The 21,398-nt window shown below is 45.0% G+C and carries 25 protein-coding genes and 1 pseudogene; 23 read left to right on the top strand and 3 right to left on the bottom strand.

The genetic code is table 11. The features are described 5' to 3' along the window. Positions 1–183: 183 nt before the first annotated feature. The 23 genes and pseudogenes from AB1797_06195 to AB1797_06085 all read left to right on the top strand — a co-directional run bounded on the left by AB1797_06195 (position 184) and on the right by AB1797_06085 (position 19,554). Entirely contained in the window at positions 184–324 is a 141-nt protein-coding gene (locus AB1797_06195) for a hypothetical protein (protein ID MEW5767204.1), read from the top strand. A gap of 328 nt (positions 325–652) precedes the next feature. Next, a complete protein-coding gene (locus tag AB1797_06190; GenBank protein ID MEW5767203.1) occupies positions 653–934 on the top strand; it encodes a hypothetical protein in 282 nt (93 codons plus the stop codon). Between the two features lie 2 nt (positions 935–936). Further along, positions 937–1,308 carry a DUF6516 family protein gene (locus AB1797_06185; GenBank protein ID MEW5767202.1) on the top strand — a complete coding sequence of 124 codons (372 nt, stop codon included), beginning with the start codon at positions 937–939 and terminating at the stop codon, positions 1,306–1,308. A gap of 22 nt (positions 1,309–1,330) precedes the next feature. Continuing rightward, positions 1,331–1,762, top strand: coding sequence for a hypothetical protein (locus tag AB1797_06180; GenBank protein ID MEW5767201.1), 432 nt, complete (start codon positions 1,331–1,333; stop codon positions 1,760–1,762). 266 nt (positions 1,763–2,028) lie between these two features. Beyond that, positions 2,029–3,501, top strand: coding sequence for a nodulation protein NfeD (locus tag AB1797_06175; protein MEW5767200.1), 1,473 nt, complete (start codon positions 2,029–2,031; stop codon positions 3,499–3,501). A gap of 303 nt (positions 3,502–3,804) precedes the next feature. Beyond that, positions 3,805–4,554 carry a slipin family protein gene (locus AB1797_06170; GenBank protein ID MEW5767199.1) on the top strand — a complete coding sequence of 250 codons (750 nt, stop codon included), beginning with the start codon at positions 3,805–3,807 and terminating at the stop codon, positions 4,552–4,554. A gap of 529 nt (positions 4,555–5,083) precedes the next feature. Then, entirely contained in the window at positions 5,084–5,887 is an 804-nt protein-coding gene (locus tag AB1797_06165; GenBank protein ID MEW5767198.1) for a YncE family protein, read from the top strand. Between the two features lie 100 nt (positions 5,888–5,987). Continuing rightward, entirely contained in the window at positions 5,988–6,314 is a 327-nt protein-coding gene (locus tag AB1797_06160) for a nucleotidyltransferase domain-containing protein (protein ID MEW5767197.1), read from the top strand. Continuing rightward, positions 6,299–6,706, top strand: coding sequence for a HEPN domain-containing protein (locus AB1797_06155; protein ID MEW5767196.1), 408 nt, complete (start codon positions 6,299–6,301; stop codon positions 6,704–6,706). The genes AB1797_06160 and AB1797_06155 overlap by 16 nt, the downstream gene beginning before the upstream one ends. A gap of 21 nt (positions 6,707–6,727) precedes the next feature. After that, positions 6,728–8,032, top strand: a complete 1,305-nt coding sequence (locus AB1797_06150; GenBank protein ID MEW5767195.1) for a DUF1015 domain-containing protein — start codon at positions 6,728–6,730, stop codon at positions 8,030–8,032. 14 nt (positions 8,033–8,046) lie between these two features. Beyond that, the gene (locus AB1797_06145; GenBank protein ID MEW5767194.1) at positions 8,047–10,833 is read left to right on the top strand and encodes a diguanylate cyclase; all 2,787 of its coding nucleotides are present in this window, start codon (positions 8,047–8,049) and stop codon (positions 10,831–10,833) included. A gap of 81 nt (positions 10,834–10,914) precedes the next feature. Next, the gene (locus tag AB1797_06140) at positions 10,915–11,238 is read left to right on the top strand and encodes a type II toxin-antitoxin system HicB family antitoxin (protein ID MEW5767193.1); all 324 of its coding nucleotides are present in this window, start codon (positions 10,915–10,917) and stop codon (positions 11,236–11,238) included. 19 nt (positions 11,239–11,257) lie between these two features. Beyond that, positions 11,258–11,476, top strand: coding sequence for a type II toxin-antitoxin system HicA family toxin (locus AB1797_06135; GenBank protein MEW5767192.1), 219 nt, complete (start codon positions 11,258–11,260; stop codon positions 11,474–11,476). Then, positions 11,473–12,240, top strand: a complete 768-nt coding sequence (locus AB1797_06130) for an SAM-dependent chlorinase/fluorinase (protein ID MEW5767191.1) — start codon at positions 11,473–11,475, stop codon at positions 12,238–12,240. The genes AB1797_06135 and AB1797_06130 overlap by 4 nt, the downstream gene beginning before the upstream one ends. Continuing rightward, positions 12,228–12,692, top strand: a complete 465-nt coding sequence (locus AB1797_06125) for a Mut7-C RNAse domain-containing protein (GenBank protein MEW5767190.1) — start codon at positions 12,228–12,230, stop codon at positions 12,690–12,692. Before AB1797_06130 ends, AB1797_06125 begins: the two co-directional genes overlap by 13 nt. A gap of 462 nt (positions 12,693–13,154) precedes the next feature. Next, complete coding sequence (locus AB1797_06120) at positions 13,155–13,382, top strand: hypothetical protein (protein ID MEW5767189.1); 228 nt, start codon at positions 13,155–13,157, stop codon at positions 13,380–13,382. A 25-nt stretch (positions 13,383–13,407) separates the two neighbouring features. Continuing rightward, positions 13,408–13,536, top strand: a complete 129-nt coding sequence (locus AB1797_06115) for a hypothetical protein (protein MEW5767188.1) — start codon at positions 13,408–13,410, stop codon at positions 13,534–13,536. Then, positions 13,533–13,907, top strand: a pseudogene (locus AB1797_06110) (PaREP1 family protein). The gene AB1797_06115 and the pseudogene AB1797_06110 overlap by 4 nt, the downstream one beginning before the upstream one ends. Beyond that, on the top strand, positions 13,811–14,296 hold the full coding sequence (locus AB1797_06105; GenBank protein ID MEW5767187.1) for a PaREP1 family protein: 486 nt from the start codon (positions 13,811–13,813) through the stop codon (positions 14,294–14,296). The pseudogene AB1797_06110 and the gene AB1797_06105 overlap by 97 nt, the downstream one beginning before the upstream one ends. 699 nt (positions 14,297–14,995) lie before the next feature. Further along, complete coding sequence (recJ, locus tag AB1797_06100) at positions 14,996–16,726, top strand: single-stranded-DNA-specific exonuclease RecJ (protein ID MEW5767186.1); 1,731 nt, start codon at positions 14,996–14,998, stop codon at positions 16,724–16,726. A 104-nt stretch (positions 16,727–16,830) separates the two neighbouring features. Further along, entirely contained in the window at positions 16,831–17,037 is a 207-nt protein-coding gene (locus AB1797_06095) for a hypothetical protein (GenBank protein ID MEW5767185.1), read from the top strand. Between the two features lie 16 nt (positions 17,038–17,053). Continuing rightward, positions 17,054–17,998: a DUF58 domain-containing protein gene (locus AB1797_06090; GenBank protein MEW5767184.1), complete on the top strand. Its 945-nt coding sequence runs from the start codon at positions 17,054–17,056 to the stop codon at positions 17,996–17,998. A 569-nt stretch (positions 17,999–18,567) separates the two neighbouring features. Beyond that, entirely contained in the window at positions 18,568–19,554 is a 987-nt protein-coding gene (locus AB1797_06085) for a BatD family protein (GenBank protein MEW5767183.1), read from the top strand. A gap of 465 nt (positions 19,555–20,019) precedes the next feature. Here AB1797_06085 and AB1797_06080 read toward each other — a convergent pair whose 3' ends face one another. The 3 genes from AB1797_06080 to AB1797_06070 form a co-directional block, all read right to left on the bottom strand. Next, positions 20,020–20,445 carry a CBS domain-containing protein gene (locus AB1797_06080; protein ID MEW5767182.1) on the bottom strand — a complete coding sequence of 142 codons (426 nt, stop codon included), beginning with the start codon at positions 20,443–20,445 and terminating at the stop codon, positions 20,020–20,022. An 86-nt stretch (positions 20,446–20,531) separates the two neighbouring features. Beyond that, positions 20,532–20,972 carry a CBS domain-containing protein gene (locus AB1797_06075; protein MEW5767181.1) on the bottom strand — a complete coding sequence of 147 codons (441 nt, stop codon included), beginning with the start codon at positions 20,970–20,972 and terminating at the stop codon, positions 20,532–20,534. A 143-nt stretch (positions 20,973–21,115) separates the two neighbouring features. Further along, positions 21,116–21,398, bottom strand: a 283-nt coding sequence (locus AB1797_06070) for an ATPase (protein MEW5767180.1), incomplete at its 5' end; no start/stop codon positions are given.

Genomic DNA, 21,398 nt, shown 5'->3' with positions numbered 1-21,398 from the left:
TGGAGACAAGGAAAAGACTTTTACCCCCCATAGTTGTGGAGATAATAACGTGATTGAGGCGAGGCATAATGTTCTCCAAACTGTTACCAGTTTTTCAGCCCTTTTTTAGGGGATTTGGGACAATGCCTTATTTTATTATGGCCGGAGCAGTGTTGAGTATATTCATAAGAGGAGGTGTCAAAAATGGTTAGTTGGGAAGATTTCCTCTATATTATAATGTCTTTTGGAGTAGTAATGAGTATTATTGGCTTTGCGGCGGTGTTTATTGCTCGACATTACGAGAATAAAAAGGAATCCCTGGAGAAACATTCCCGAAGGCCTTGATCATCTTATTTTCCTTGGCGGCCTTGCGTCTTGGCAAGAGGGTAACTACTTAGCCACAAAGCCGTTGTGTCTTTGTGCCTTGGTGGCTGAACGGTTAAAAACTAATAAAATGAACGCTCAAATTTATTCCAGAGCGTTCATTGATCCTCAGGTAAGGGTAATTTTTTCCTGCGCCCCGTCGGGGCTTGACCTGAGGGAATATTATTATTCCGTAGATTGAAATCTACGGCTAAAATACTGTAGCCCTTCGGGCTTTCATAATGATTCCTGAACCTGTCAGGAACAGGTTTTATCCGAGCGTTCTTTTTTATACGAGGAGGCAAATTAAATGCCAAGTTTAATACAAATGGTTGAAAAAGAGCTAAAAATTTCTAAAAAACAGGTGATTGAAGAGGGAATCAAGCATTTTCTTGAAATTGAATTAAAAAATCTATCTATTGAAATAAAAAGGCTGTCAAGCCGATATGGGGTAAATTCTTTTGATGAGCTATGGAGAAAACTTGAGGCTGGTGAAAAAACAGAATCAGAGTGCTTTGATGATCTGAGCAAGCTTGAGTATCTCGAGTTAGAGAAAGAGAAAGTGATTAAGTTGTTACGGGAAGCTCTATAAAAATGATTTCCAGAGACAAGTTATATTCGCAGCTTACACAGATTGCCCTAAACGACTTTGCAGATATTGTAGAAGGCACAAAGGTTATTGAGGGGAAGTTACGGATTCTACTAAAAGATGAGAGTTTTATTGATATTTGGTTCTCGGTTAAGAAAAGGGGAGTATATGCTTATCACTGGGAAAGAAAAAATGTTGATGGGGCGATATATCGGTATAACAATCTTCCCGATAGAGAAGCTAAAAAGCTCCAGACCTATCCAAGACACTTCCATAATGGGACTCAGAAGAATGTTGTAGAGAGTAATTTAAGTGATAATCCCAAAGAGGCTATAAGAACCATATTAGAATTTGCCAGGAGAATTATTAAGAGTTAAAGGCTATGGTGAGGACAGACCGATGGCTGATAATGAGAGAAAAGAGGGAAGAAAGAAGAAGAGGAGGCTAAATAGTATGGGACGAATTAGAAAAAATATTAAGGTGGAAGGCAGAAATCATTGGACATTGTTTGATAGTGGAGCAAGAAATACATATATTATTAGAGATGTGGCTAAGGATTTGCCCGTGTTTAAATTGAGGAAACCTCAACATGTTAATTTAGGCGGGATGATACATGATGTTTTAAGTGATTGTAGATTAGAAGGTATTATCGAAGGATATGACATATTAACCCATGCGAGAGTCCTTGAAGACATTGGAACAGATGAGGACGGAAAGAGAATCGAGATTTTGATTGGGGCTTTAACCATGCAAGAATGGGGGATTAGACTAAATCTTGAGGATGAGGAGTTAGATATGACCCATTATCCGAAAGAATTTGTGGAGTTTTGACCTAATTTTTCTGGCGGTGTAACCGTTCAGCCACAGATGTACACAGATGAAACACGGAAAATCCGTGAGACGTGTCCGTAATTAGGGTCTGTCCTTAGGCTGTAGGGACAACCCTTGTGGTTGTCCGTCTACGGAACGGACATGGACAGGGACAAGCCCTGTCCCTACATTTCCGCCTTCTGTCCTGTGTTATTTATCCGTGCTAATTCGTGCATACCTGAACGGTTACCTGGCGGCTTTGTTTGCGTCGAGGTATTTCCCGAAATATGGAGAAGATACCAGGCGGGCCTCCTGAAGGAGATGAAATACTGATGAACCCCAAACTCGAAACGTTGCGTACCCACCAAATGAGGGCGAAACTAATTATCTTTCTTATCGGGCTGGGATTAATGATGGTATCTGGTGGGGCGGCTCCTGTCTATCCTGATCCTCCCTCTAAGGTTCACCATGGGGATAATCCGCCATCCGCCATCCAAAATCCGAAATCCGAAATCCCGGGTACCCACGAAGTGGGTGCGAAATCCGAAACGGTCAGGGTCATTCGAGTCGAGGGGGTGATTGATCCCATTGTGGCCAATTATATTACCAGAAATATCAAGCAGGCAGAAGAGGATAAGGCGGTCTGTCTCATTATCGAGATCGATACCCCGGGCGGCTTGATGGATTCCATGCACGATATTATTAAAGGGATATTGAACGCCCGGGTGCCGATAGTGACCCACGTCTCTCCCCGTGGGGCAAAAGCGGCTTCAGCCGGAACCTTTATCACCCTGGCCGGCCATGTGGCGGCTATGGCTCCCAGCACCAATATCGGGGCGGCCCATCCCGTCCAGATGGGCCAGGAGATGAAAGATGAAGAGATGGAAAAAAAGATACTCAATGATGCCCTGAGCACCATGGAAAGCATCTCCCGCCGGCGGGGAAGAAATCTGGAGTGGGCCAAATTAGCTGTCTCTGAAAGTGTCTCGGTTACTGAGGTGGAGGCCCTGGAAAAAGGGGTGATTAACCTGGTGGCCGCTGATCGTGAGGAGTTGATCGAAAAGCTGGAGGGAACCAAGGTCTATCTCGATCCAGATACGGTGGCCCTGCACACCAAAGGGGCTAAGGTGACTTTTTCGGGCATGAATTTCAGGGATAAATTCCTTCACGCTATTGCCAATCCCAATATTGCTTATGTCCTTCTTATCCTTGGCATTTACGGCTTGATCTATGAATTTGCCTCGCCGGGCATTGGCTTGGGGGCGGTAACCGGTGGAATCTGTCTCATCCTGGCCTTCTTTGCCCTCCAGGCCATGCCGATAAATCTGGCCGGGCTTCTGCTCATCATCTTAGGCATCATCCTCCTGCTTCTGGAGATCAAGATTACCAGTTACGGCATCCTGGCCTTAGGTGGAATAACCGCCCTCACCTTGGGGTCCTTTATGCTCATTGATACCGTAGCCGCTCCCTTTTTTGCCATCAGCCGCAGTCTCGTAATCGGGATGGTGGCCTCAACCAGTCTGTTTATCCTTTTTGCCGTAGCTAAGGTGCTCCAAATCCATCAGAAGCCGGTAACCACAGGAGAAGAAGGATTAATTGGCGCGGTTGGTTATACCAAAGAGGACTTTACTCAGGGAAAAGGCATGCTCTACGTGGCAGGGGCCTATTGGACCGGAATGGCGGATGAAGATATAGCTAAGGGCACTGAAGTTAAGGTGCTTGAGGTGGTAGGATCGAGGTTGAGAGTCGCCCGGGTGTAAATAGATGGCGCACCCACTTGGTGGGTACCTGGGATGGCGGATTTTTTTTCATTTATGATGGTTAGGCAGAAAGTCAAGATTTCACCACAGAGGACACAGAGAGCAGAGAGGAGCATTGAGGTAACTATAGTCCAATCAGTCTATTATAGAAAGCCACCTTCCTGCCTCTTAGGTGATTTTTCTGTTCTTTAAGGCTTTTTGCCGCATCATCATTTATCGTAACTACTTAGGTGTTTAGGCTGAAGGCTGAAGGCTGAAGGCTGAAGGCTGAAGGCTCAAAATTAAGAAAGGAGGACTAAGGTTATGAGTTCATTGGTGATAGGGCTTATTATTATGGTCATCTTGATCCTTACTTCGGCGATCAAGGTGGTCAAGGAGTACGAACGGGGGGTTATCTTTCGACTGGGAAGGCTGCTGGGAGCCAAGGGGCCAGGGCTTTTCTTCATCATTCCCGTCATCGATAAAATGATCAAGATGGATTTGAGGGTGGTTACCTTGGATGTGCCCACCCAGGAGGTGATCACCCGTGACAATGTCCCGGCCAGGATCAATGCAGTGGTCTATTTTCAGGTGATGAATCCCTCCCATGCCGTAACCAAGGTGAATAACTACTTTATGGCCACCTCCCAGATTGCTCAGACTACCCTGCGAAGTGTCCTGGGGCAGGCTGAATTGGATGACCTTCTGGCTGAGAGGGAAAAGGTCAACCTTAAACTTCAAAAGATCATTGACGATCAGACCGATCCATGGGGTGTGAAGGTAAGCACGGTGGAGGTCAAGGATGTAGAATTGCCTCAGGAGATGAAACGGGCTATGGCCAAGCAAGCAGAAGCTGAAAGGGAAAGGAGGGCCAAGATCATCAATGCCGAGGGTGAATTTCAGGCCGCCGAAAAACTCCGTCAGGCCGCGGATGAGATAGCCAAGAATCCAGTGGCTGTCCAGCTTAGATTCCTTCAGACCCTCCGGGAAGTAGCCACAGAAAATAATTCAGTCACTATCTTCCCGGTGCCCATAGACATCCTTTCCGCCTTTATGAAGGGAAAGAGCCAGTAAGCTGGGAGGCAAAGGTCATCGTTTCGGCCATTTATTGAATCGTTAATCTCGAATTGTGAATCGTGGGGACGGTTCAAATCGTCCATTTTTCTTGTGAAACCTTGCGGGTCCTTTGTATCTTCCTCAATAATTCGGGGCAATCTACTCGGGTTACATGAGATCAGAAACCCGTTTTTTCGGAAAAACGGGTTTCTAATTTAGCCGCAAGCTTTCACAGTAAGGTGAACCATCCCGAATCGCGAATCTATTATTGATGATGCGGCAAAAAGTTTTAAAGAACAGAAAAATCACCTAAGAGGCAGGAATGTGGTTTTCTATAATAGACTGATTGGACTATAGTTACCTCAATACTCCTCTGTGCTCTCTGTGTCCTCTGGGGTGAAATCTTGACTTTCTGCCTAACCATCATTATTTAATTCGCAATCCGCGATTCGCGATTAAGTTACGAGGGGCCGAAACGATGATCAAGGCTGGTTCGGTGATCAGGTGATCGGTAAGAAGACAGTCACCACAATGGGGTGAAGCGAACATGAAAAGTTGGTTCTGTCTGGCCATGATATTTCTTATCTTTCCGGTAGATGGAGAAACAAGGGCAGAGGATGCCTTCTCATCCCAGATACTATCTGAAGAAAGTAACTCGAAACTCGACGACCTGCCAGCGAGTGCCCCGAACTCGAAACTATATTTCCCCAGCCCAGAGATACTACCGGAAGGGATTGCCTGGGATGGGACATATCTCTGGGTAGTGGATTTAAAACCAACCGATGAAAGGGGGCCAAGAATTTACAAGCTTGATCCAGAAGAGGGATCAGTGCTCACCTCCTTTCCTTCGCCTGGGGGCTATCCAGAGGGTCTGGTCTTTGACGGACATTATCTCTGGAATATTGATCTGAATCCCAGAACATTAGTGGGCCCGGTCATTTATAAGCTGAATCCAGAAGATGGCTCTATTCTGTTATCTTTTCCTGCCCCTGGTGTGTATCCTGGCTCTCTGCCTACCGGTCTGGCCTGGGATGGAGTCTGCCTCTGGGTGGCTGATGCCCAAAGGGATAGAATCTATCGCATCTCGGCCCAGGATGGCGCCATTATTACCTCTTTCCCTTCACCGGGTCCATATCCCACCGGCCTGGTTTGGGATGGTGATTACCTCTGGAATCTTGAGGCCGAAAGTGAGAGGCTTTATAAGATTGATTCGACTACCGGCCAGGTGGCGGCCAGGTTCCCTTATTCAGGCCAATCTCCCTACGGCCTGGCCTCCAAAACCGGTGAGCCTTTGTGGAGCACCGATTACGCCGCTAATATGATTTACAGGTATGAGGAAGATCAAGAGTAATCGTTCACCACAGAGACACAGAGACACGGAGAATGATTAGTGTCTCTGTGTCTCCGTGGTGAGGTGAACGGTTACGATCAAGAGAAAGATGAATCGCCAAATGGAAGATAAAATTCTAGATAATTTTACCGAAAGATTGATTAGCGATTTTGGGTCTGATATTCTGAAGATTATCTTGTTTGGATCCAGGGCCAAGGGAATAGCGGCCCCTTATTCGGACTATGATTTGCTCCTGGTCCTGAGAGAAAGAGATCGCCGGATAATAGACCAAATATATGATCAGGTCACAGATTTTCTCCTGGATTATGGGGTAGACATCTCACTGAAGATATATTCTGAAGAGGATTTTGAGAAAAAACTGTTAATGAGAATACCTTTCATTATGGAGGTAACTAAGACAGGCAAGTTATTATGGACCAAACAATAAGAGATATGATTGCCGGCCAAATGAATAAGGCCGCGGAAAAGTTGGCGGCAGCCAAATCTTTAGCTAAGGAAGGCTTTTTTGATGATGCCATCTCAAGGGCATACTACTCTATGTTTCATGCTGCTGCGGCTGTTCTTTTAACTGAGGGGATTACTGTAAACAGTCATAGCGCCCTTAAGTCTATGTTCGGTCTCCATATAGTAAAGACTGGTAAATTAGACAAACACTTTGGGAAAATGTTGAATAAGATAAAAGACGAGCGTGAGAATGGTGACTACGATATATTCACCTTTTTCGAAGATGAAGACGCTAAGAAAGACATTAAGGAGGCAGAAAACTTCCTTAATAGGATGAAAAAATACCTGAAAGATAACCACGGGATAAAAATCTAAAAAGCAGAGGAGAATATTCTAATGCCGGAAATCAAACCCTTCCGGGGGATACGTTACAATCCGGACAAGAGAGGCAATGATCTGAGCAGAGTAACTACTCCCCCTTATGACTGTATTTCAGAGGAAGCCCAGGAGAAATACTATCAAGCCTCTTCTTACAATATTATTCGCGTTATTCTTGGAAAGGATTATCCCGGGGATAACGAGCGCCATAATAAATACACCCGGGCTGCAGATACCCTCAAGGAATGGATGGCCGTCGGCATATTAATAAGGGATGAAGAACCGGCCATTTATCTTTACGAACAGGAATATACGTTAAATGGGGCCAAAAAAACCAGATGGGGACTTATCTGCCTGGTTAAACTGGAGAAGGCAGACTTTCATGAACGAACCTTTGAGGGGCCAAAGGCTGATCGCCTTAAACTTATGCAGGCTACCGGCGCTAACACCAGCCAGGTATTTGCCTTATATCAAGACCCAGATAATAGCATAACTAAGGCCATCAGGGATAGCCAATCAACTCACCGCCTTTACGATTTAGTGACCGAGGATGAAATCAGACATCGACTGTGGGCCATAACCGACCAGGCGGTCATCAAAACAGTCAGCCGGATAATGAAAGATCAGCGGCTCACCATTGCCGACGGTCATCACCGCTATGAGACCGCCCTTAATTTCCGTCAACTCCAGCAAAATAAGGCCGTTTCCTGGTCAGGTCAGGAAGGTTGTAATTACAGGATGATTTATCTATCCAACGCCTATGATGAAGGAATGGCCATCCTACCTACTCACCGAATTATTCCAGGGGCAGGCAATCTCGATCAAGCCGGACTCAAAAAAAGAATCAGTCAATTCTTTGAAATCAAATCCTTGGGCCAAAGAGAAGAAATGTTTCGCCAAATGGGGTCCGGTATGAAGAGAGGCCTCCATCTCTTTGGCTTGAATCTTGGGAACAATGAATATCTTTCCCTTACTCTAAGGGAATCCATGGAGTCCCTGGAAGGGATAATTCCCAAGGATAAATCAAAGGTCTTTCGGGAATTGGACGTAACCATCCTGCATTATTTACTTATTGACCATATCCTGTGGCCATTTATCGACCCCGATCTGATAGAAGAAGGCGGGTTCAAGATTGAATACTCGGCTGATCCGGTTGAGGCAAGTCAATGGGCCAGGGAGACTAAGGGCCTGGTTTTCTTTCTTAACCCCATTCGAGTAGAGGAAGTTATGGAAGTAGCCAGGCAAGGAGAACGAATGCCCCAGAAGTCCACCTATTTTTACCCCAAGCTCCTTACCGGTCTGGTGATGAATTTGATAGAATAAGGGGAGGAAAGCGCATGTCTAATAATCCCGAGATAAAAAGACACCTAAAAAACCTGGTTGATAGCACCATGTGGAAGAGAACCATCCGGGAGATACTCCTTCATAATCTGGGTTCGGCTTACTGTTGGTTAGGTGATGAAAGGGGAGACCTTATCTACTGGGAAAAGGAAGATCATCCTTACTGTAAGATGATCAAAGAAAAGGAGAAGGGAAGCAAACAATGTGAAGAGACCTTTCTGGCCGCCTTGCAAAGGATCAAGGAAGAAAGAAAAGTGGTGATCGGTCCATGTCTGGCCGGTTTCTTTACTTTTAATAGTCCCATTATGGTTGACAAGGAGGTAGTGGGGGTTATTGGCTGCTGTCAGATAATTGAATCAGAACAGGAGAGGGAAGTCTATCAAAAGACGGCCAGGGAGTTAGAGCTTAAGGAAGAGGAATTTTTAGCGGCCATTGAGGGCGCTCAGACGGCTTCTCTGGCTAAGTTGAAAAAAGAGGCGGAATTGGTTGGCCTCCTGGCTCAGTCATCCATAGACCTTCTTATAGCTGGAGAAAGGCTGACTAACCATAATGTCGAAATTGATACCACCAAGCAGTTTTATGATATCTTCAAGCTCAATAGGGATCTGCTCATTGATCTGGAACCGGAGCAATTTTATGCCCTGGTAGTCGATTTAGCTTCCCGGGCCATGAATTCCAGGATCTGTTCCCTGATGGCGGCTGAAGAAGAAACAGGAGATATTGTCATTAAAGCCGCGGTGGGGCTGGATGATGAAATTATTAAACGCACCAAATTAAAACGCGGCCAAGGGATTGTAGGGAGAGTGATTGAGTCAGGCGAGCCCCTTCTGGTGAAGGACATTGAGAAAGACCCCCGTTTTGAGGGCAAGAAGAGCGCTACGAAGTACTATACCAAATCCTTGATGATATCCCCTCTTAAAATAGGTGATAAAGTCATCGGCGCCTTGAATATAAACAATGAGGTTACTCGGCGTCCCTTTAATGAAAATGATATCAATTCCTTGACTAAAGTGACCGGTTACATCGGGGCCGCCGTAGAAGGGATGATGGCCTATCACCGGGCTAAAGAAGAGAAAGAGGTGGAAGCCATTAAAAAATCCCGGGAATTGGAAGAGACCAAAGCCGCGGCTCAGGCTGAGCGAGACCGGGCGGCGGCTCAGGCTGAAGAGCTGTCCAGGTTAAAGGCTGAGATGGAAAGACTATCGTCGGTAGCTGACAAAGAGAAACAGAGGGCTGACGAGAAGGCCTCTCAATTGGCCTGGCTTGAGGAAGAAATGACGGCATTGAAAGCCCGGGTTCAGGCCGAAAAAGCTAAAATGGAGCAAGAGGCGGTGGTCTGGCGAGCTAAATATGCCGAAGAGACGGAAGAATTACAAAGGGTAAGAACTGAAACAGAGTTATTGAGGGAGCAGATGACCGAAGAAATCGCTGAATATCAGAGGAAGATCCAGGAGGAGCGGCAAAAGCTTGAAGAAAAGATTAAAGAGATGCATCAGTTGGCCAGACAAATTGATATGGACCGGGTCAAATTTACTGAAGAGAAGGCTCAACTGGGCGAGGAGTTGGACCAGAAAGAGATTAAACTCAAGGAACAAGCAGAGGAAATAAAAACCTGGGAAGAAGAGGCCAAACGTGCCTCCAGGCTCTTTGCCCTGGAGGATGAAATTACTGAGACGCAAAAACAATACGAAGAAGCTCCGGATGAGGAAACCAGACAGATCCATGCCGAAAGCCTGGACAGACTTCAGCAGGAGAAAGAGGAATTGAGCCGGGTGAGGGCCGAGGCCAGGGAGCTTAAGCTTCTCTACGAGACGATCAAAGCGATTGTCCCCATGAAAGACCCGGCCGGGATTTTAGAAATAGTGATGGAAAAAATGCAGCCTTATTTTGACTATCACGCTGGGGCCTATATCCTGGAATACGAAGGCCGGCTTATCGGCAAGATAAAGGAAACCTGTCCCATAGATATAAGTTGCCGAAATCGAATAAAGGAACGGCTTAATCACGTCTGGCAAAAATTTAACCCCAATGAGAACAGGAAGATTAATTTTTCGATTGAAGAAAGTAAATACGAAGTTTTGGGGTCAGAGACTCGAGAAGAAACCAAGTCCTTTATTGCTACTCCCATAAAAGAAAAAGAAAAAGTAACCGGCCTTTTAAATGTGGAACATTACCAGGAAGATCGGTATACGGCCCTGGACCGAAGATTAATAGCCATTATCGCCAGTCAAACCGCGGTAGCCATTGAAAGGGCCAGGCTATTTATCGAGACCCAGAAGCAAGCAGAAAGGGATGAACTGACCGGAGTTTACAATTATCGCTATTTTGATCGACTGTTCGAGACCGAATTTGAACGGGCCAAAAAATTCAACCGCGCCCTTTCCCTCCTTATGTTAGACTTTGATTACTTAAAAGAGATAAACGATCGTTATGGGCATGAGGAAGGAAATCGCTTGATTAAAACCATCTCTGATATCATCAGCCGGCAGGTAAGAGAGGTGGATTATTTAGCCCGCTTTGGGGGAGATGAATTTGGGGTCATTCTACCGGAAACAACGGCCGAGGATGCCGCTCAAGTGGCCGAAAGGATTAGAGCGGCCATTGCGGCCCATCCTTATACCATTAATGATAGACCAATTTCCTTGAGCGCCAGTTTAGGCGTGGCCAGTTTCCCCGCCCCCTCTAAAAAGGAACTCTTTGATAGAGCTGATAAGGCCTTATATCAGGCCAAACAAGAAGGGCGAAACCGGGTTAGCCTCTTTAGGGAGGAAGACAGAGGGTAACGACGTTTCCAATAAGGGCGGAGTAGTTTCCGGAAGAGGTTAGGATTAGAGGTGGGAATGAAGGAAGGGGGTTGATTGGAAATGGATACTGGAGTGAAGGGGAAACTTTCTCCTAAAGAAGTGGTAAACGCCTCGATAAAAGAATACACCATAGTCCTGAAAAAGTCACAAGCTTACTATGTATCTCTCTGTTTAGAATTAATGGTGGCCGGATGCGGCCAGACTAAAGAAGAAGCCATAGAAAGTGTCAGAGATGCCATCTATTCTTATCTGGATTCTTATGAAGAGGGGATGCCTCTGGAAAGGCCTGTACCTTTGGATCTTCTTCATGAATTCCTCGGGGAAGAGGATGAAAAAGATGAGGTTGAAGAACTTCCAAGATTAAAGGTGCTTACCTATGGCTAAAAGGAGAAAAATCCCTTCTATGTCTAGCCATAAGTTGATGAGATTAGTCGAGAAGGCGGGGGCTGTCTTTGAGAGAGAAGGCCGGGGAGATCATGCCATTTGCCGGCGAGAGGTTAAAGGACGAGTAAAGAAGGCCCCTATTTTAGAGGCTAAAAGTGACCTTCCAGGCGACTATTGTCTGATAGTCTTTAAACAACTGGGGCTATCTGATGAGGAAATTAATAGGCTGTTTGAATGAATATTATCGCCCTTTTGACTGATTTTGGGCTAAAGGACTATTATGTCGGGGCGATGAAAGGGGTCATTTCTTCCATCAATCCCAACGCCCAACTAATTGATATCAGCCATGAGTCGCCCCCTCAAGATGTGAGAGCGGCCGCCTATATCCTTAAATGCGCTTATACCTATTTCCCTGCCGGCACTATCTTCCTGGTGGTGGTTGATCCCGGGGTAGGGGGAGAAAGAAAAGGCATCATCCTGAAGACGGCTAAATATTTCTTTGTGGCTCCGGATAACGGTGTCCTGGGCCTGGTTCACGACCCAGATAGGATTATCCACCTAACTAATCAAAGTTACTGGCTGCCGTCTCCCAGTCAGGTCTTTCATGGGAGAGACATCTTTGCGCCGGTGGCCGCCCACCTGAGCAAAGGGGTTCCCCTGAAGGAATTTGGAGTAGAGATCAAGGAGTTGACCAGGCTGCCTTCCCTGAGGCCAACCGTAAGAAAAGATGCCCTTCTGGGGGAGGTCATCTATATCGACCATTTCGGAAACCTGATTACTAACATCGAGCGGAAAGACCTGGAGTCAAAGGAGGTAGTTATCGAGATCAAAGGACAGAGGCTTTCAGGCATCAAGGAGTTTTATTCTCAGGTTGAGGCGGGGCAATGGCTGGCCCTCTGGGGATCAAGCGATCATCTGGAGATTTCGGTTAACGGCGGAGATGCCAGCGCAGCTTTAGGGATTGAGTGGGGAGAAAAGGTCAGGGTAACATGCGATTCTTAGTTGATTCCATGCTGGGCAAACTGGCCAAGTGGCTCAGAATCCTGGGCTATGATACCCTGTATTTCAGGCAGGGCGATGACCGGGATCTGCTGGAGCTGGCCGCTGAGGAGGACCGGATCGTTCTGACCAGAGATACACGCCTCTCCAGGCGGTGGCTGGTCCCCACCCTCTTGATTAAAAGTGAACGGGTAGAAGAACAACTATCCCAGGTTGTCCGCCGTTTTGGCCTAAAAATGGAAGAGGGGCTGTTCTCGCGATGTCCGGAGTGCAATATCTTACTTAAAGAGATCCCCAAAGAGGATGTGATCGAACAGGTTCCACCTCTGGTCTATAAAACCTACGATGAGTTTATGACCTGTCCTGACTGTCACCGTATCTACTGGATGGGAACCCATTGGGAAAATATCCGATTACGGATTGCGGATTGCCGATTGCGGATGGCGGAACAGTAATTACTATAGCGTTCTCTGAACTGAAGTTTCGTCATTTATGCTGCTCTTGCGAGCGATTGGATGAGAAATCCAAGAGGATTTAACCTTTTATTATTGTTATCAAGCGGATATGGTAGTATGAATGACTTGTTATATGTATTTAGAGAAGGCTATACTAGAATTTGTCTCCTGAGGCAGTTTATAAAGGAAATTTGCCCAATTAAAATATAGGATGTCTAAAAGAAAAAGAAAAGTTTTGGAGGTGATAAAGAATGGAAAGAGTAGCTTTTGAGGTTTCAATTCCTAAAAAGGGCATCGTTTCAAAATGCTGAAATAGCAGCTTTACACTTTTAGCAATTTTAGGCAACGTGTGCAGCAAACATAAACAGCCTTTTCCCGCTCTGAAAGCCAGTTTGGGACTTTTTTGTGTTCCGGTTGGAGAACAAAAAGTGTAAACCGATCTCTCCCTTCTCAAGTAGCGATTTGAAACGATGCCCTAAAAAGGAATTTGGGGTTTTAAGGAAGATGGCTGAAGGTGAAAAAAAGCCTGTGCCAGAGGTTACCTCAGCTATCATCTTAGATTGGCTTCAACATAATCAAGGATTTTCCCAGGCAAAAAGGTTTATGCTTAGATTAAGAGAAGGTCTTTTTGAAGGGCCAGAGGATTTAGCAGAAAACCATAACAGGTATTTGTATGGAGTAAAACCATAATGAATCTTTGTGTCTTAGTGTCTTTGTGGCTGAACACTTACCAAATTTTTACGAAGGTTGGCTTACAAAAGGAGAGATAGAAGAAGCAGTACCAGACATAAAGGCATTTTGTGATAAAATAAAAGAAATAATAAAAAAGAAGGTTATAAAATGAAAAAAGAGTTAGAAAATTACTTGAAACAAATAGATGTCTATTTAGATCAAGGCAAAGAAGAACTTGCCAGAGAGGATTTAAGGCAGGGCGGTGAAAAATTCTGGGGTGCAGCTACTCAGGCTATTAAAGCATATTGTGAATTAAAGGGTTAGGAACATGATGGCCATGCCAAGTTATTCCAGGGTGGAAGCAAACTCTGTGTAGATATTGGCGATAAAAGGCTGATGAATCAGTTTAGTATAGCAAGTATGCTACATATTAATTTTTATGAAGGATGGCTTACAAAGGAGCAAGTAGAGGAGCATGCAGAACAAACCAAGGCATTCATTGCCAAAATAAAGAAATTGATAGAAAAGGAGAAAAAGAGATGAAGGCGACAAAGGACAATAAGGTAAGCCGATACATAGCTCAGGCAGAGAGATATTTACAGCAAGGCGAAAAGGAGCTTGCAGCGGGTGATTTGCGTCAAGCAGGAGAGAAATATTGGGGAGGAGCAACACAAATACTAAAGGCCTGGGCAACTGCCAAAGGCATACAGCATAACGGTCATGCCTGGCTATTTGAGTCGGCAGATAAACTTTCCGAAGAAGAAAAAGAGCCTATTTTGAGGAAACAGTTTAGTTTGGCAGGTATGTTGCACACAAATTTTTACGAAGGATGGCTTACCAAAAGAGAAGTAGAAGATAATGCTTCTGAAGTAAAGGCATTTTACAATAAAATAAAAGAAATATTAGGGTATCTGCTTGACTCCCCTATTTAAGTCATAACATATTGAAATTTAAAGAATTGTTGATTTTTATAAAGATTATTTCCTTATCTGCATCAACCCTTTCATTAGCAACATCTTATAGAAATTTTCCAGGAGTCAAGCAGATACCCCAATAAGCGAATATTAGAAGGAGCGGATATATCAGTTGAAGAGTTTAATGAATTAAGAAAAGGTCAGGGGGCTTATTTTTTTGTTCAGCAATCCAACAATGCCTATTACATATATGGCAACTATCCCTCTGGCTGGCAGGCTATTGGAAGAAATGGAGACAACACCAATTACAAGACAGCTTTCTACCGAGAGGATGTAAGTGGTGGCGAGGGTGTAATCTTGAGTGAACGATTACAACTTTACATTAAGGTCTAATTTGCCGATAAAGGTATTAAAATCCATTTACTCGATGTTCACTTTTGAATAAAAACTGCTATATGCACCGAAGGTCCAAAGGAATTTAGCCGTAGGTTTCAACCTACGGAACATTAGATTGAAAATTAATTAAGCCCCGTAGGGGCGAAGGAAAAGTTTGCAATGTATTTGATAACCGCACAGGTCGCAAAATTTTCACTAATGATGTAAAAAATCCGGGCAAATTCGTCTCATCAGTATTAATCCGGGGGTTATTATATTACGGAGGTAGTTGATTTCGAATTACGGGAGGCAACCGCCGTCATCCGAAATCTGTAATTCAAAATGAGAAAAAGGTGGCGATTTCTGGAACCAGATTCTGGACTAAAGACTGACTTGAGTCAAGCCCTGGGTATATCTCCCATCCTGGCTCAAGTTTTGCTTAATCGGGGTATAAGGACGGTTAACGAGGCCGAGAGATTCTTGAATGCCGATTTGAACGAGCTTTACAATCCCTACCATTTGAAGGATATGTCAAAGGCAGTCAGACGGGTTAGAGAAGCGGTCACCGGCTCAGAATCTATCCTCATCTTTGGAGATAAGGACGTGGACGGCATGACCGGCACCGCCCTTCTGGTCGGACTACTCCGTCAGTTGAAAGCCAAGGTAAGATATTACGTGCCCGGCAGTGAAGACTACGGCCTGGAAGTTGAAACTATAAAGAGGGCCGCCTCAGCCGGGATAAGCCTGATTATATCCGTTGATTGTGGGATAAGTAATTTTGAAGAAATTAAGGCCGCCTCAGAACTTGGCCTGGATGTAGTTATCCTCGATCACCATGAAGTGCCGGCTGTTTTACCGGAAGCCTGGGCAGTAGTTGATCCCAAACGAAAAGATTGTGCCTATCCTTTCCAGGGACTTTCCGGCGTAGGGGTAGCCTTTAAATTTGGGCAGGCCCTGGTTTCCTCCCTTGATTTAAACCGTGAAGAGATCAACCCTGATTCTCCCCAAATGAGGGGCTACCTGGAAAACTATCTTGACCTGGTTGCCCTCGGCACCATCGCCGATGTTGTCCCCCTCTTGGACGAAAACCGCATTCTGGTCAAAGAAGGCCTTAAAAAATTGGCTGAGACAAAAAAAATGGGACTGATTACCCTCATGCGCCGACTGAATCTTAATCAGCCTACGACCGCTGATGTGGGATGGAAGATCGCTCCCCTCCTGAATGCGGCCGGCCGGAGGAATGAAGCCGGATTGGGAGTAGAGCTTTTGATCACTAAAGGGGCGGGAAGAGCCTCTGAAATTGTTGACCGGTTGGTTCAATTAAACGAGGAGAGAAAAGAACAACTTTCTGAAACCTTATCAAAAGTGGCCATGGAAATTACCGGTGAAGTAGATGAGAATATAATTATTATTGCCAGTCCTTCCTGTGACCGCAGCTTAACCGGTCTGGTAGCCAACCGGCTAAAAGATCAGTTCAGCCGGCCGGTGGTGGTGCTTACTACCGAGAAAGAAGCTAAAGGTTCAGGTAGAAGCATAGATGCCTTTGATTTGACGGAAGTATTGCCCCAATGTAAAGATTTGTTAAGCAAGTATGGCGGACATAAAAAGGCCGCCGGATTATCTCTGCCCTTTCAAAATATTGAACCTTTTAAGGAAAAGATGAAGGATCTGGCCCGGGCAAGATTGAATCCGAATGACCTGATTCCTGAAGTGCCCATCGAGGCTCGGATCAACCTATCCGATGTCTCCTTTGATTTAGTCGAAGAATTAGCCAAACTTGCTCCCTTTGGAACAGACAACCCTGAACCTATTTTCAGCAGTCTGGGGCTAAGAAATCTGGAAGCAGAGAAAATAGGGTCTGATCAATCCCATCTTAGACTTCGCCTGAAAGATAAAGGAGATATTATAACCGCTCTTGGCTGGAAGATGGGAGAATTAGCCCCGCTGGTCTGGAAATCAGATCGGTGCGACCTGGCCTTTAAAATAGAAATAAACTCCTGGGGTGGCAAAGAAGAACTTAGACTTAATCTGGAAGATGTGAGGGCTAGTGCGACAAAGACCTCTTCCTCTTGAATATAAAGGCATCAAGCCTGTTTTGAAAGACGGAATTAAGAGATTTGTCCTTTGGACTCTTCTCAGTGTCTCTGTGTCTTCGTGGTGAGGTGAACGGTTACCAAATGAAAACAAGCAAGCGGTGGATATCACTTTTATTATTTTTGGGGGGGCTTTCTCTGACCCTTTTGGTCCTGGGAGAAAACATATACCAATTTCAGAGACCGCCTGCTCCAAAAGGGCCGGTGATAAATGTTGAGGCGGTCAAGGAGAGGATTAAAGAGGCAGAGCTTTCCCCCAGAGAGGCTATGTATTATAAGGTAATAAAATAAGCGCCCCTCCTTATAGATGCTCGATGCTGGATGCTGGAGGATCGAGCATCGAGGATTGTTTGGTGGCGGGGGAGGTTGGGCTATGATCCCCAAGGAAATTTTAAGACAAATTCACCGCATTGAAATCACCACTTCCCGGCTGGTTAATGACATCTTCGGCGGACAGTATGAATCTGTCTTTAAGGGCCGGGGAATGGAGTTTTCAGAAGTCAGGGAATATCAACCCGGCGATGATATTAGAACCATTGACTGGAATGTGACCGCCCGCTTTGGTCAGCCCTTTGTTAAGAAGTTTGTTGAAGAAAGGGAGCTGACGGTTATGCTTATAGTAGATTCAAGTGGTTCGCAGCATTTCGGCACCCGGAAGAAACTTAAGGCTGAAATTGCGGCTGAAATCTCGTCTGTGTTGGCCTTCTCAGCGATCAAAAATAATGACCGGGTAGGCTTAATCAGTTTTACTGATCAGATAGAACTTTTTATCCCCCCCAAAAAAGGCGCCAGTCATATCTTGCGATTAATTCGTGAGATACTCTATCATAAACCCGAGGGGAGAGGAACTGAGATAAAAATCGCTCTCGATTATCTAAACGAGGTGATTAAACGCCGGGCCGTCGTCTTTTTGATCTCTGATTTTAAGGGGTCTGACTTTGACCATGTCTTAAAGGTGACTAATAAACACCACGATCTGATTGCCATCCGGTTGGTTGATCCTGTGGAAAAAGAATTACCCGCTCTGGGCAGAATTCAATTGGAAGATGCAGAAACCGGCGAGATTACTCTCATCAATACCGCCTACCAGGCCGTAAGAGACGCCTATTCTTCACTTAACCTCGAGAAAACTCAAGCCCTAAAAAATCTCCTCCAGTCCATCTCCCTTGACTGGATCGAGATCTCCACCGAGAAGTCCTATGTGAAGCCCTTGATCAATTTCTTTCAGACCAGAGCCAGGAGATTTAGATAGAAAAACTGGTTGACAAGGTCAGGAATTCTAAGGTATAATCTTATTCAGATAAACTGCTTGGAGGAGGCGATATTATGCCGGTAGTGGAGTTATCCCGTGAGGTAATATAGAAGGTGACACGCCTGAGAAGAAGATTTCTAATTTAGTAGAGGGTAATTTACTTCAGCGGCTGCGTGAATGTGAAGAGGAGATTTACAAATTTGAAATCAAATATAGAAGGTCTTTTTCTGAATTTAAAGAGGCGTGGGAAAAGGATGAAATACCTGATAAACATTCTCATCAGATAGAAAGAGACTACATGGTATGGGAAGGATTAGAGGTTGAAAAAAAGAAATGGTTGTCCCTTATGAAGAGATTGGAGAATAGCATGTCCCCTGCCAGGAGCCTTCGGTAGAAGATATCTTTCAAGAGATGAGGAGAATTATAGAGATATTGGAGTAAGGATTAGAACCAAGATATCGACATTCCTGATGGCATGGCTGATGAACTCACCAGAATATGGTGGCCACGCAGCAGTTTTTAGTATAAGCTATTAGTGAAAGATTACTTAGGGATAAATCTGATGACCTATGTACGTGCTTATAATCTATTTCCTCTGGACTACTGCCAGGGTTGAATCAGATGAACCGCCGGTCAAAGTTGCGGCTGAGGTGGATCAGACTACCATACTTATTGGGGATAGAATAACCTATAAGGTGACGGTTGAGGCTGATCCGGAAGTAGATCTCGTCCCCCCTGATGCCACGGCTAATCTGGCCGGGTTTGAGATTAAGGACTATAAGGTAAGTGGACCTAAGAAAAGTTGGTGGACAAAGAAGGTTGTTACTGTCTATGAATATACCTTCACCATCTTTGCTACCGGCGAATATGAAATCCCGCCTCTCCTTGTTGAGTATACCTACCCAAAAGCCCAGCGTCTAAAGTCTGAGCCGCCTCCTAATCAAGAGACTGAAGAAATAAAACATTCGGTTTCGACCAAGGCGATCAAGATATTAGTTGAGGGGGTGAAGCCTTCGATAGACAATAAGGATGACATCCGGGACATAAAATCGCCTTTATCTATTCCTTATTCCCGGCTCTTTTATCTTGTCCTGGCCAGTATCCTTCTGGTAATAGGGGGAGCCATTGGTGGGTATCTCTTTTATCAACGAAGAAAGGTTAGAGAGGTGGTGTCTGCCCCCCTCCGCTCTCCGGAAGAGATAGCCTACGAGAGACTTAAAAACCTTAATGGGAGCAACCTGCTGGCTGAGGGTAAGCTAAAGAAATACTATATCATCCTCTCCGAGACTATCAGGGCTTATCTTGAGGCCAAATTCGAGATTCCGGTTCTGGATCGGACGACTAATGAACTATATGAAGAGATGCGGCAGGCTGAACTTGACCAGTCTTTCTGTCATAAGGTCAAAGATTTCCTGGAGCAATGCGATCTGGTCAAGTTTGCCAAATACCGGCCGACACGTGTAACCATCGAGGCTGACTTTGAAACCGGCTGGTCAATTGTAAGAGCTAGCCCCAAACCCCAGACACCAGAAGTCTGGCAGACTCCTGATGTCTAAGCCCCTGACGCCTGGCGGAAGTTTGGGAATAGGCCCTTATGGAGAAGGTAACTACTCAAAACTAAGTTAAAAAAGTAAGCTCATTACAGATTTATAGTGCTATGGGTTAAGTTTCATCTTCTTTTGTACCGACGACAGCGTTGGCATAAAAGCTTCCCCTCCCTTGATGGGAGGGGTTAGGGGAGGGTGAAATAAACAACCCTCTCTTATTGTTGCTAATACCCCATCTATATTTCCTAATATAAGGTTTTTAGCAAGAGTAATAAGCCCGCCAATTTCACCCTCACCCTATCCCTCTCCCATCAAGGGAGAGGGAATTTTGCTTTGTCTCCCAACTAACTGCTTAACTTAGTCTTGAGCAGTTACTTGAGAAGATACGAATAATGTGCCGTTAGAACCTCTCATCGTACCAGTACTTCTCCCACTGAAGAGAAACTTCTACCCGGCTTTAGCCGAGGGTTTTCGTTAGAACCTCTCATTATACCAGTACTTCTCCATCTCCTCAGCGGTTAAACAGACCAGGTCCTTGGCTGAAACAATACCTACTTCCTTGCCTTGATCAGTAATCATTAAATGGCGAATATGTTTATCGGACATAGTCTGATAAACCTTCTCGATAGGGGTCTTGGAACTGACAGAAAGAGGAGGACTGCTCATCACTTCCCCTACCTTAACCCGGCTTGGCTCGAGTTCTTTAGCCACTACCTTTCGAATAATATCAGTCTCTGTTAGAATGCCAATTATTTGCCCCTTTTCTCCAATCAAGACACACCTAATCTTCCGATTAGCCATTATCCCGGCTGCCTCTTCCACATTCTTATCTTTAGGGATAATAACCGGATTATGGGTCATTATCCCCTCCACAGGGTCTAATGATAATATTCTAAGCATCTTAAAGCCCTCCTTTACCCCCTTAATATTGTATCTTCTCAATATTTTGGGGGACACACGTAGTCAGATTCTATCTTAACCCCGATTTATGGAGAAGATACTATCCGGGGATAGAGAATATCCCGGACGGAGACTATACCTACCGCCTTCTTATTCTCATCAGTTACCATCAGATGACGGACCCCATAGGCCGCCATAGGCTGATAAACCTCATTGACAGGTGTATCCTGGTTAACACTTCGGACTGGCTGGCTCATCACCTCTCCCACCTTTGTTTCTTTCGGGTTGATCCCTTTGGCCACTACCTTGCGGGTAATATCAGTTTCAGTGATGATCCCTACCGTCTCCCCCTGTTGGTCAACTAAAAGACAGCCTATCCTACGTTGTTCCATACTTTTCGCGGCTTCGGCTATTGTTTTGTCCTCAGCTATCGTGAAAGGATTGGGCGTCATTATCTCTTTTACCGGTATAGTAATCACCCTCACATCCATTTTCCTCACCTCCATAGTGGTGCTACGTATCTTCATAGATCGTAACTATTCAGCCACAGATTTACACGGATGAAACACTGATTTTTTCGACCTGTGCAGTTAGGTCTATACTACTGTATTTTCTCCTTCGCCCCTACGGGGTTTAATTAATTTTCAATCTAATGTTCCGGAAGGCGGAGCTAAGTTCTATTTGCAAGATTTTTAACTTCGCCTATTGGTAAACCAGTAGCTTTTGATACTTTCTCAATGTCATCTCCCAAACTTAGGAGAGTTTTCGCGATCTCTATTGCCTTTTCATTTTTGCCTTTTTCCAGTCCTTGCTGTATGCCTCGTTTTATGCCTTGTTCTATGCCTTGTTCTATGCCTTGTTTTAAGCCCTGTTTTAAGGCAAACTCGATGGAATTCTTTTGGAGGTAGATAAAATCGTGCCTTTTAAACTGTGCTTCCAGCTCTTCTTCACTC

The organism is bacterium (assembly GCA_040753085.1).
GTDB lineage: Bacteria > UBA9089 > JASEGY01 > JASEGY01 > JASEGY01 > JASEGY01.
This window is presented reverse-complemented; position numbering and strand designations above follow the sequence as displayed.

Coding starts and splice junctions, on each gene's coding strand:
- AB1797_06195 (MEW5767204.1), top strand. CDS start 184: ATGGTTAGTTGGGAAGATTTCCTCTATATTATAATGTCTTTTGGAGTA.
- AB1797_06190 (MEW5767203.1), top strand. CDS start 653: ATGCCAAGTTTAATACAAATGGTTGAAAAAGAGCTAAAAATTTCTAAA.
- AB1797_06185 (MEW5767202.1), top strand. CDS start 937: ATGATTTCCAGAGACAAGTTATATTCGCAGCTTACACAGATTGCCCTA.
- AB1797_06180 (MEW5767201.1), top strand. CDS start 1,331: ATGGCTGATAATGAGAGAAAAGAGGGAAGAAAGAAGAAGAGGAGGCTA.
- AB1797_06175 (MEW5767200.1), top strand. CDS start 2,029: ATGGAGAAGATACCAGGCGGGCCTCCTGAAGGAGATGAAATACTGATG.
- AB1797_06170 (MEW5767199.1), top strand. CDS start 3,805: ATGAGTTCATTGGTGATAGGGCTTATTATTATGGTCATCTTGATCCTT.
- AB1797_06165 (MEW5767198.1), top strand. CDS start 5,084: ATGAAAAGTTGGTTCTGTCTGGCCATGATATTTCTTATCTTTCCGGTA.
- AB1797_06160 (MEW5767197.1), top strand. CDS start 5,988: ATGGAAGATAAAATTCTAGATAATTTTACCGAAAGATTGATTAGCGAT.
- AB1797_06155 (MEW5767196.1), top strand. CDS start 6,299: ATGGACCAAACAATAAGAGATATGATTGCCGGCCAAATGAATAAGGCC.
- AB1797_06150 (MEW5767195.1), top strand. CDS start 6,728: ATGCCGGAAATCAAACCCTTCCGGGGGATACGTTACAATCCGGACAAG.
- AB1797_06145 (MEW5767194.1), top strand. CDS start 8,047: ATGTCTAATAATCCCGAGATAAAAAGACACCTAAAAAACCTGGTTGAT.
- AB1797_06140 (MEW5767193.1), top strand. CDS start 10,915: ATGGATACTGGAGTGAAGGGGAAACTTTCTCCTAAAGAAGTGGTAAAC.
- AB1797_06135 (MEW5767192.1), top strand. CDS start 11,258: ATGTCTAGCCATAAGTTGATGAGATTAGTCGAGAAGGCGGGGGCTGTC.
- AB1797_06130 (MEW5767191.1), top strand. CDS start 11,473: ATGAATATTATCGCCCTTTTGACTGATTTTGGGCTAAAGGACTATTAT.
- AB1797_06125 (MEW5767190.1), top strand. CDS start 12,228: ATGCGATTCTTAGTTGATTCCATGCTGGGCAAACTGGCCAAGTGGCTC.
- AB1797_06105 (MEW5767187.1), top strand. CDS start 13,811: ATGGCTTACAAAGGAGCAAGTAGAGGAGCATGCAGAACAAACCAAGGC.
- recJ (MEW5767186.1), top strand. CDS start 14,996: ATGAGAAAAAGGTGGCGATTTCTGGAACCAGATTCTGGACTAAAGACT.
- AB1797_06095 (MEW5767185.1), top strand. CDS start 16,831: ATGAAAACAAGCAAGCGGTGGATATCACTTTTATTATTTTTGGGGGGG.
- AB1797_06090 (MEW5767184.1), top strand. CDS start 17,054: ATGCTCGATGCTGGATGCTGGAGGATCGAGCATCGAGGATTGTTTGGT.
- AB1797_06085 (MEW5767183.1), top strand. CDS start 18,568: ATGTACGTGCTTATAATCTATTTCCTCTGGACTACTGCCAGGGTTGAA.
- AB1797_06080 (MEW5767182.1), bottom strand. CDS start 20,445: ATGCTTAGAATATTATCATTAGACCCTGTGGAGGGGATAATGACCCAT.
- AB1797_06075 (MEW5767181.1), bottom strand. CDS start 20,972: ATGAAGATACGTAGCACCACTATGGAGGTGAGGAAAATGGATGTGAGG.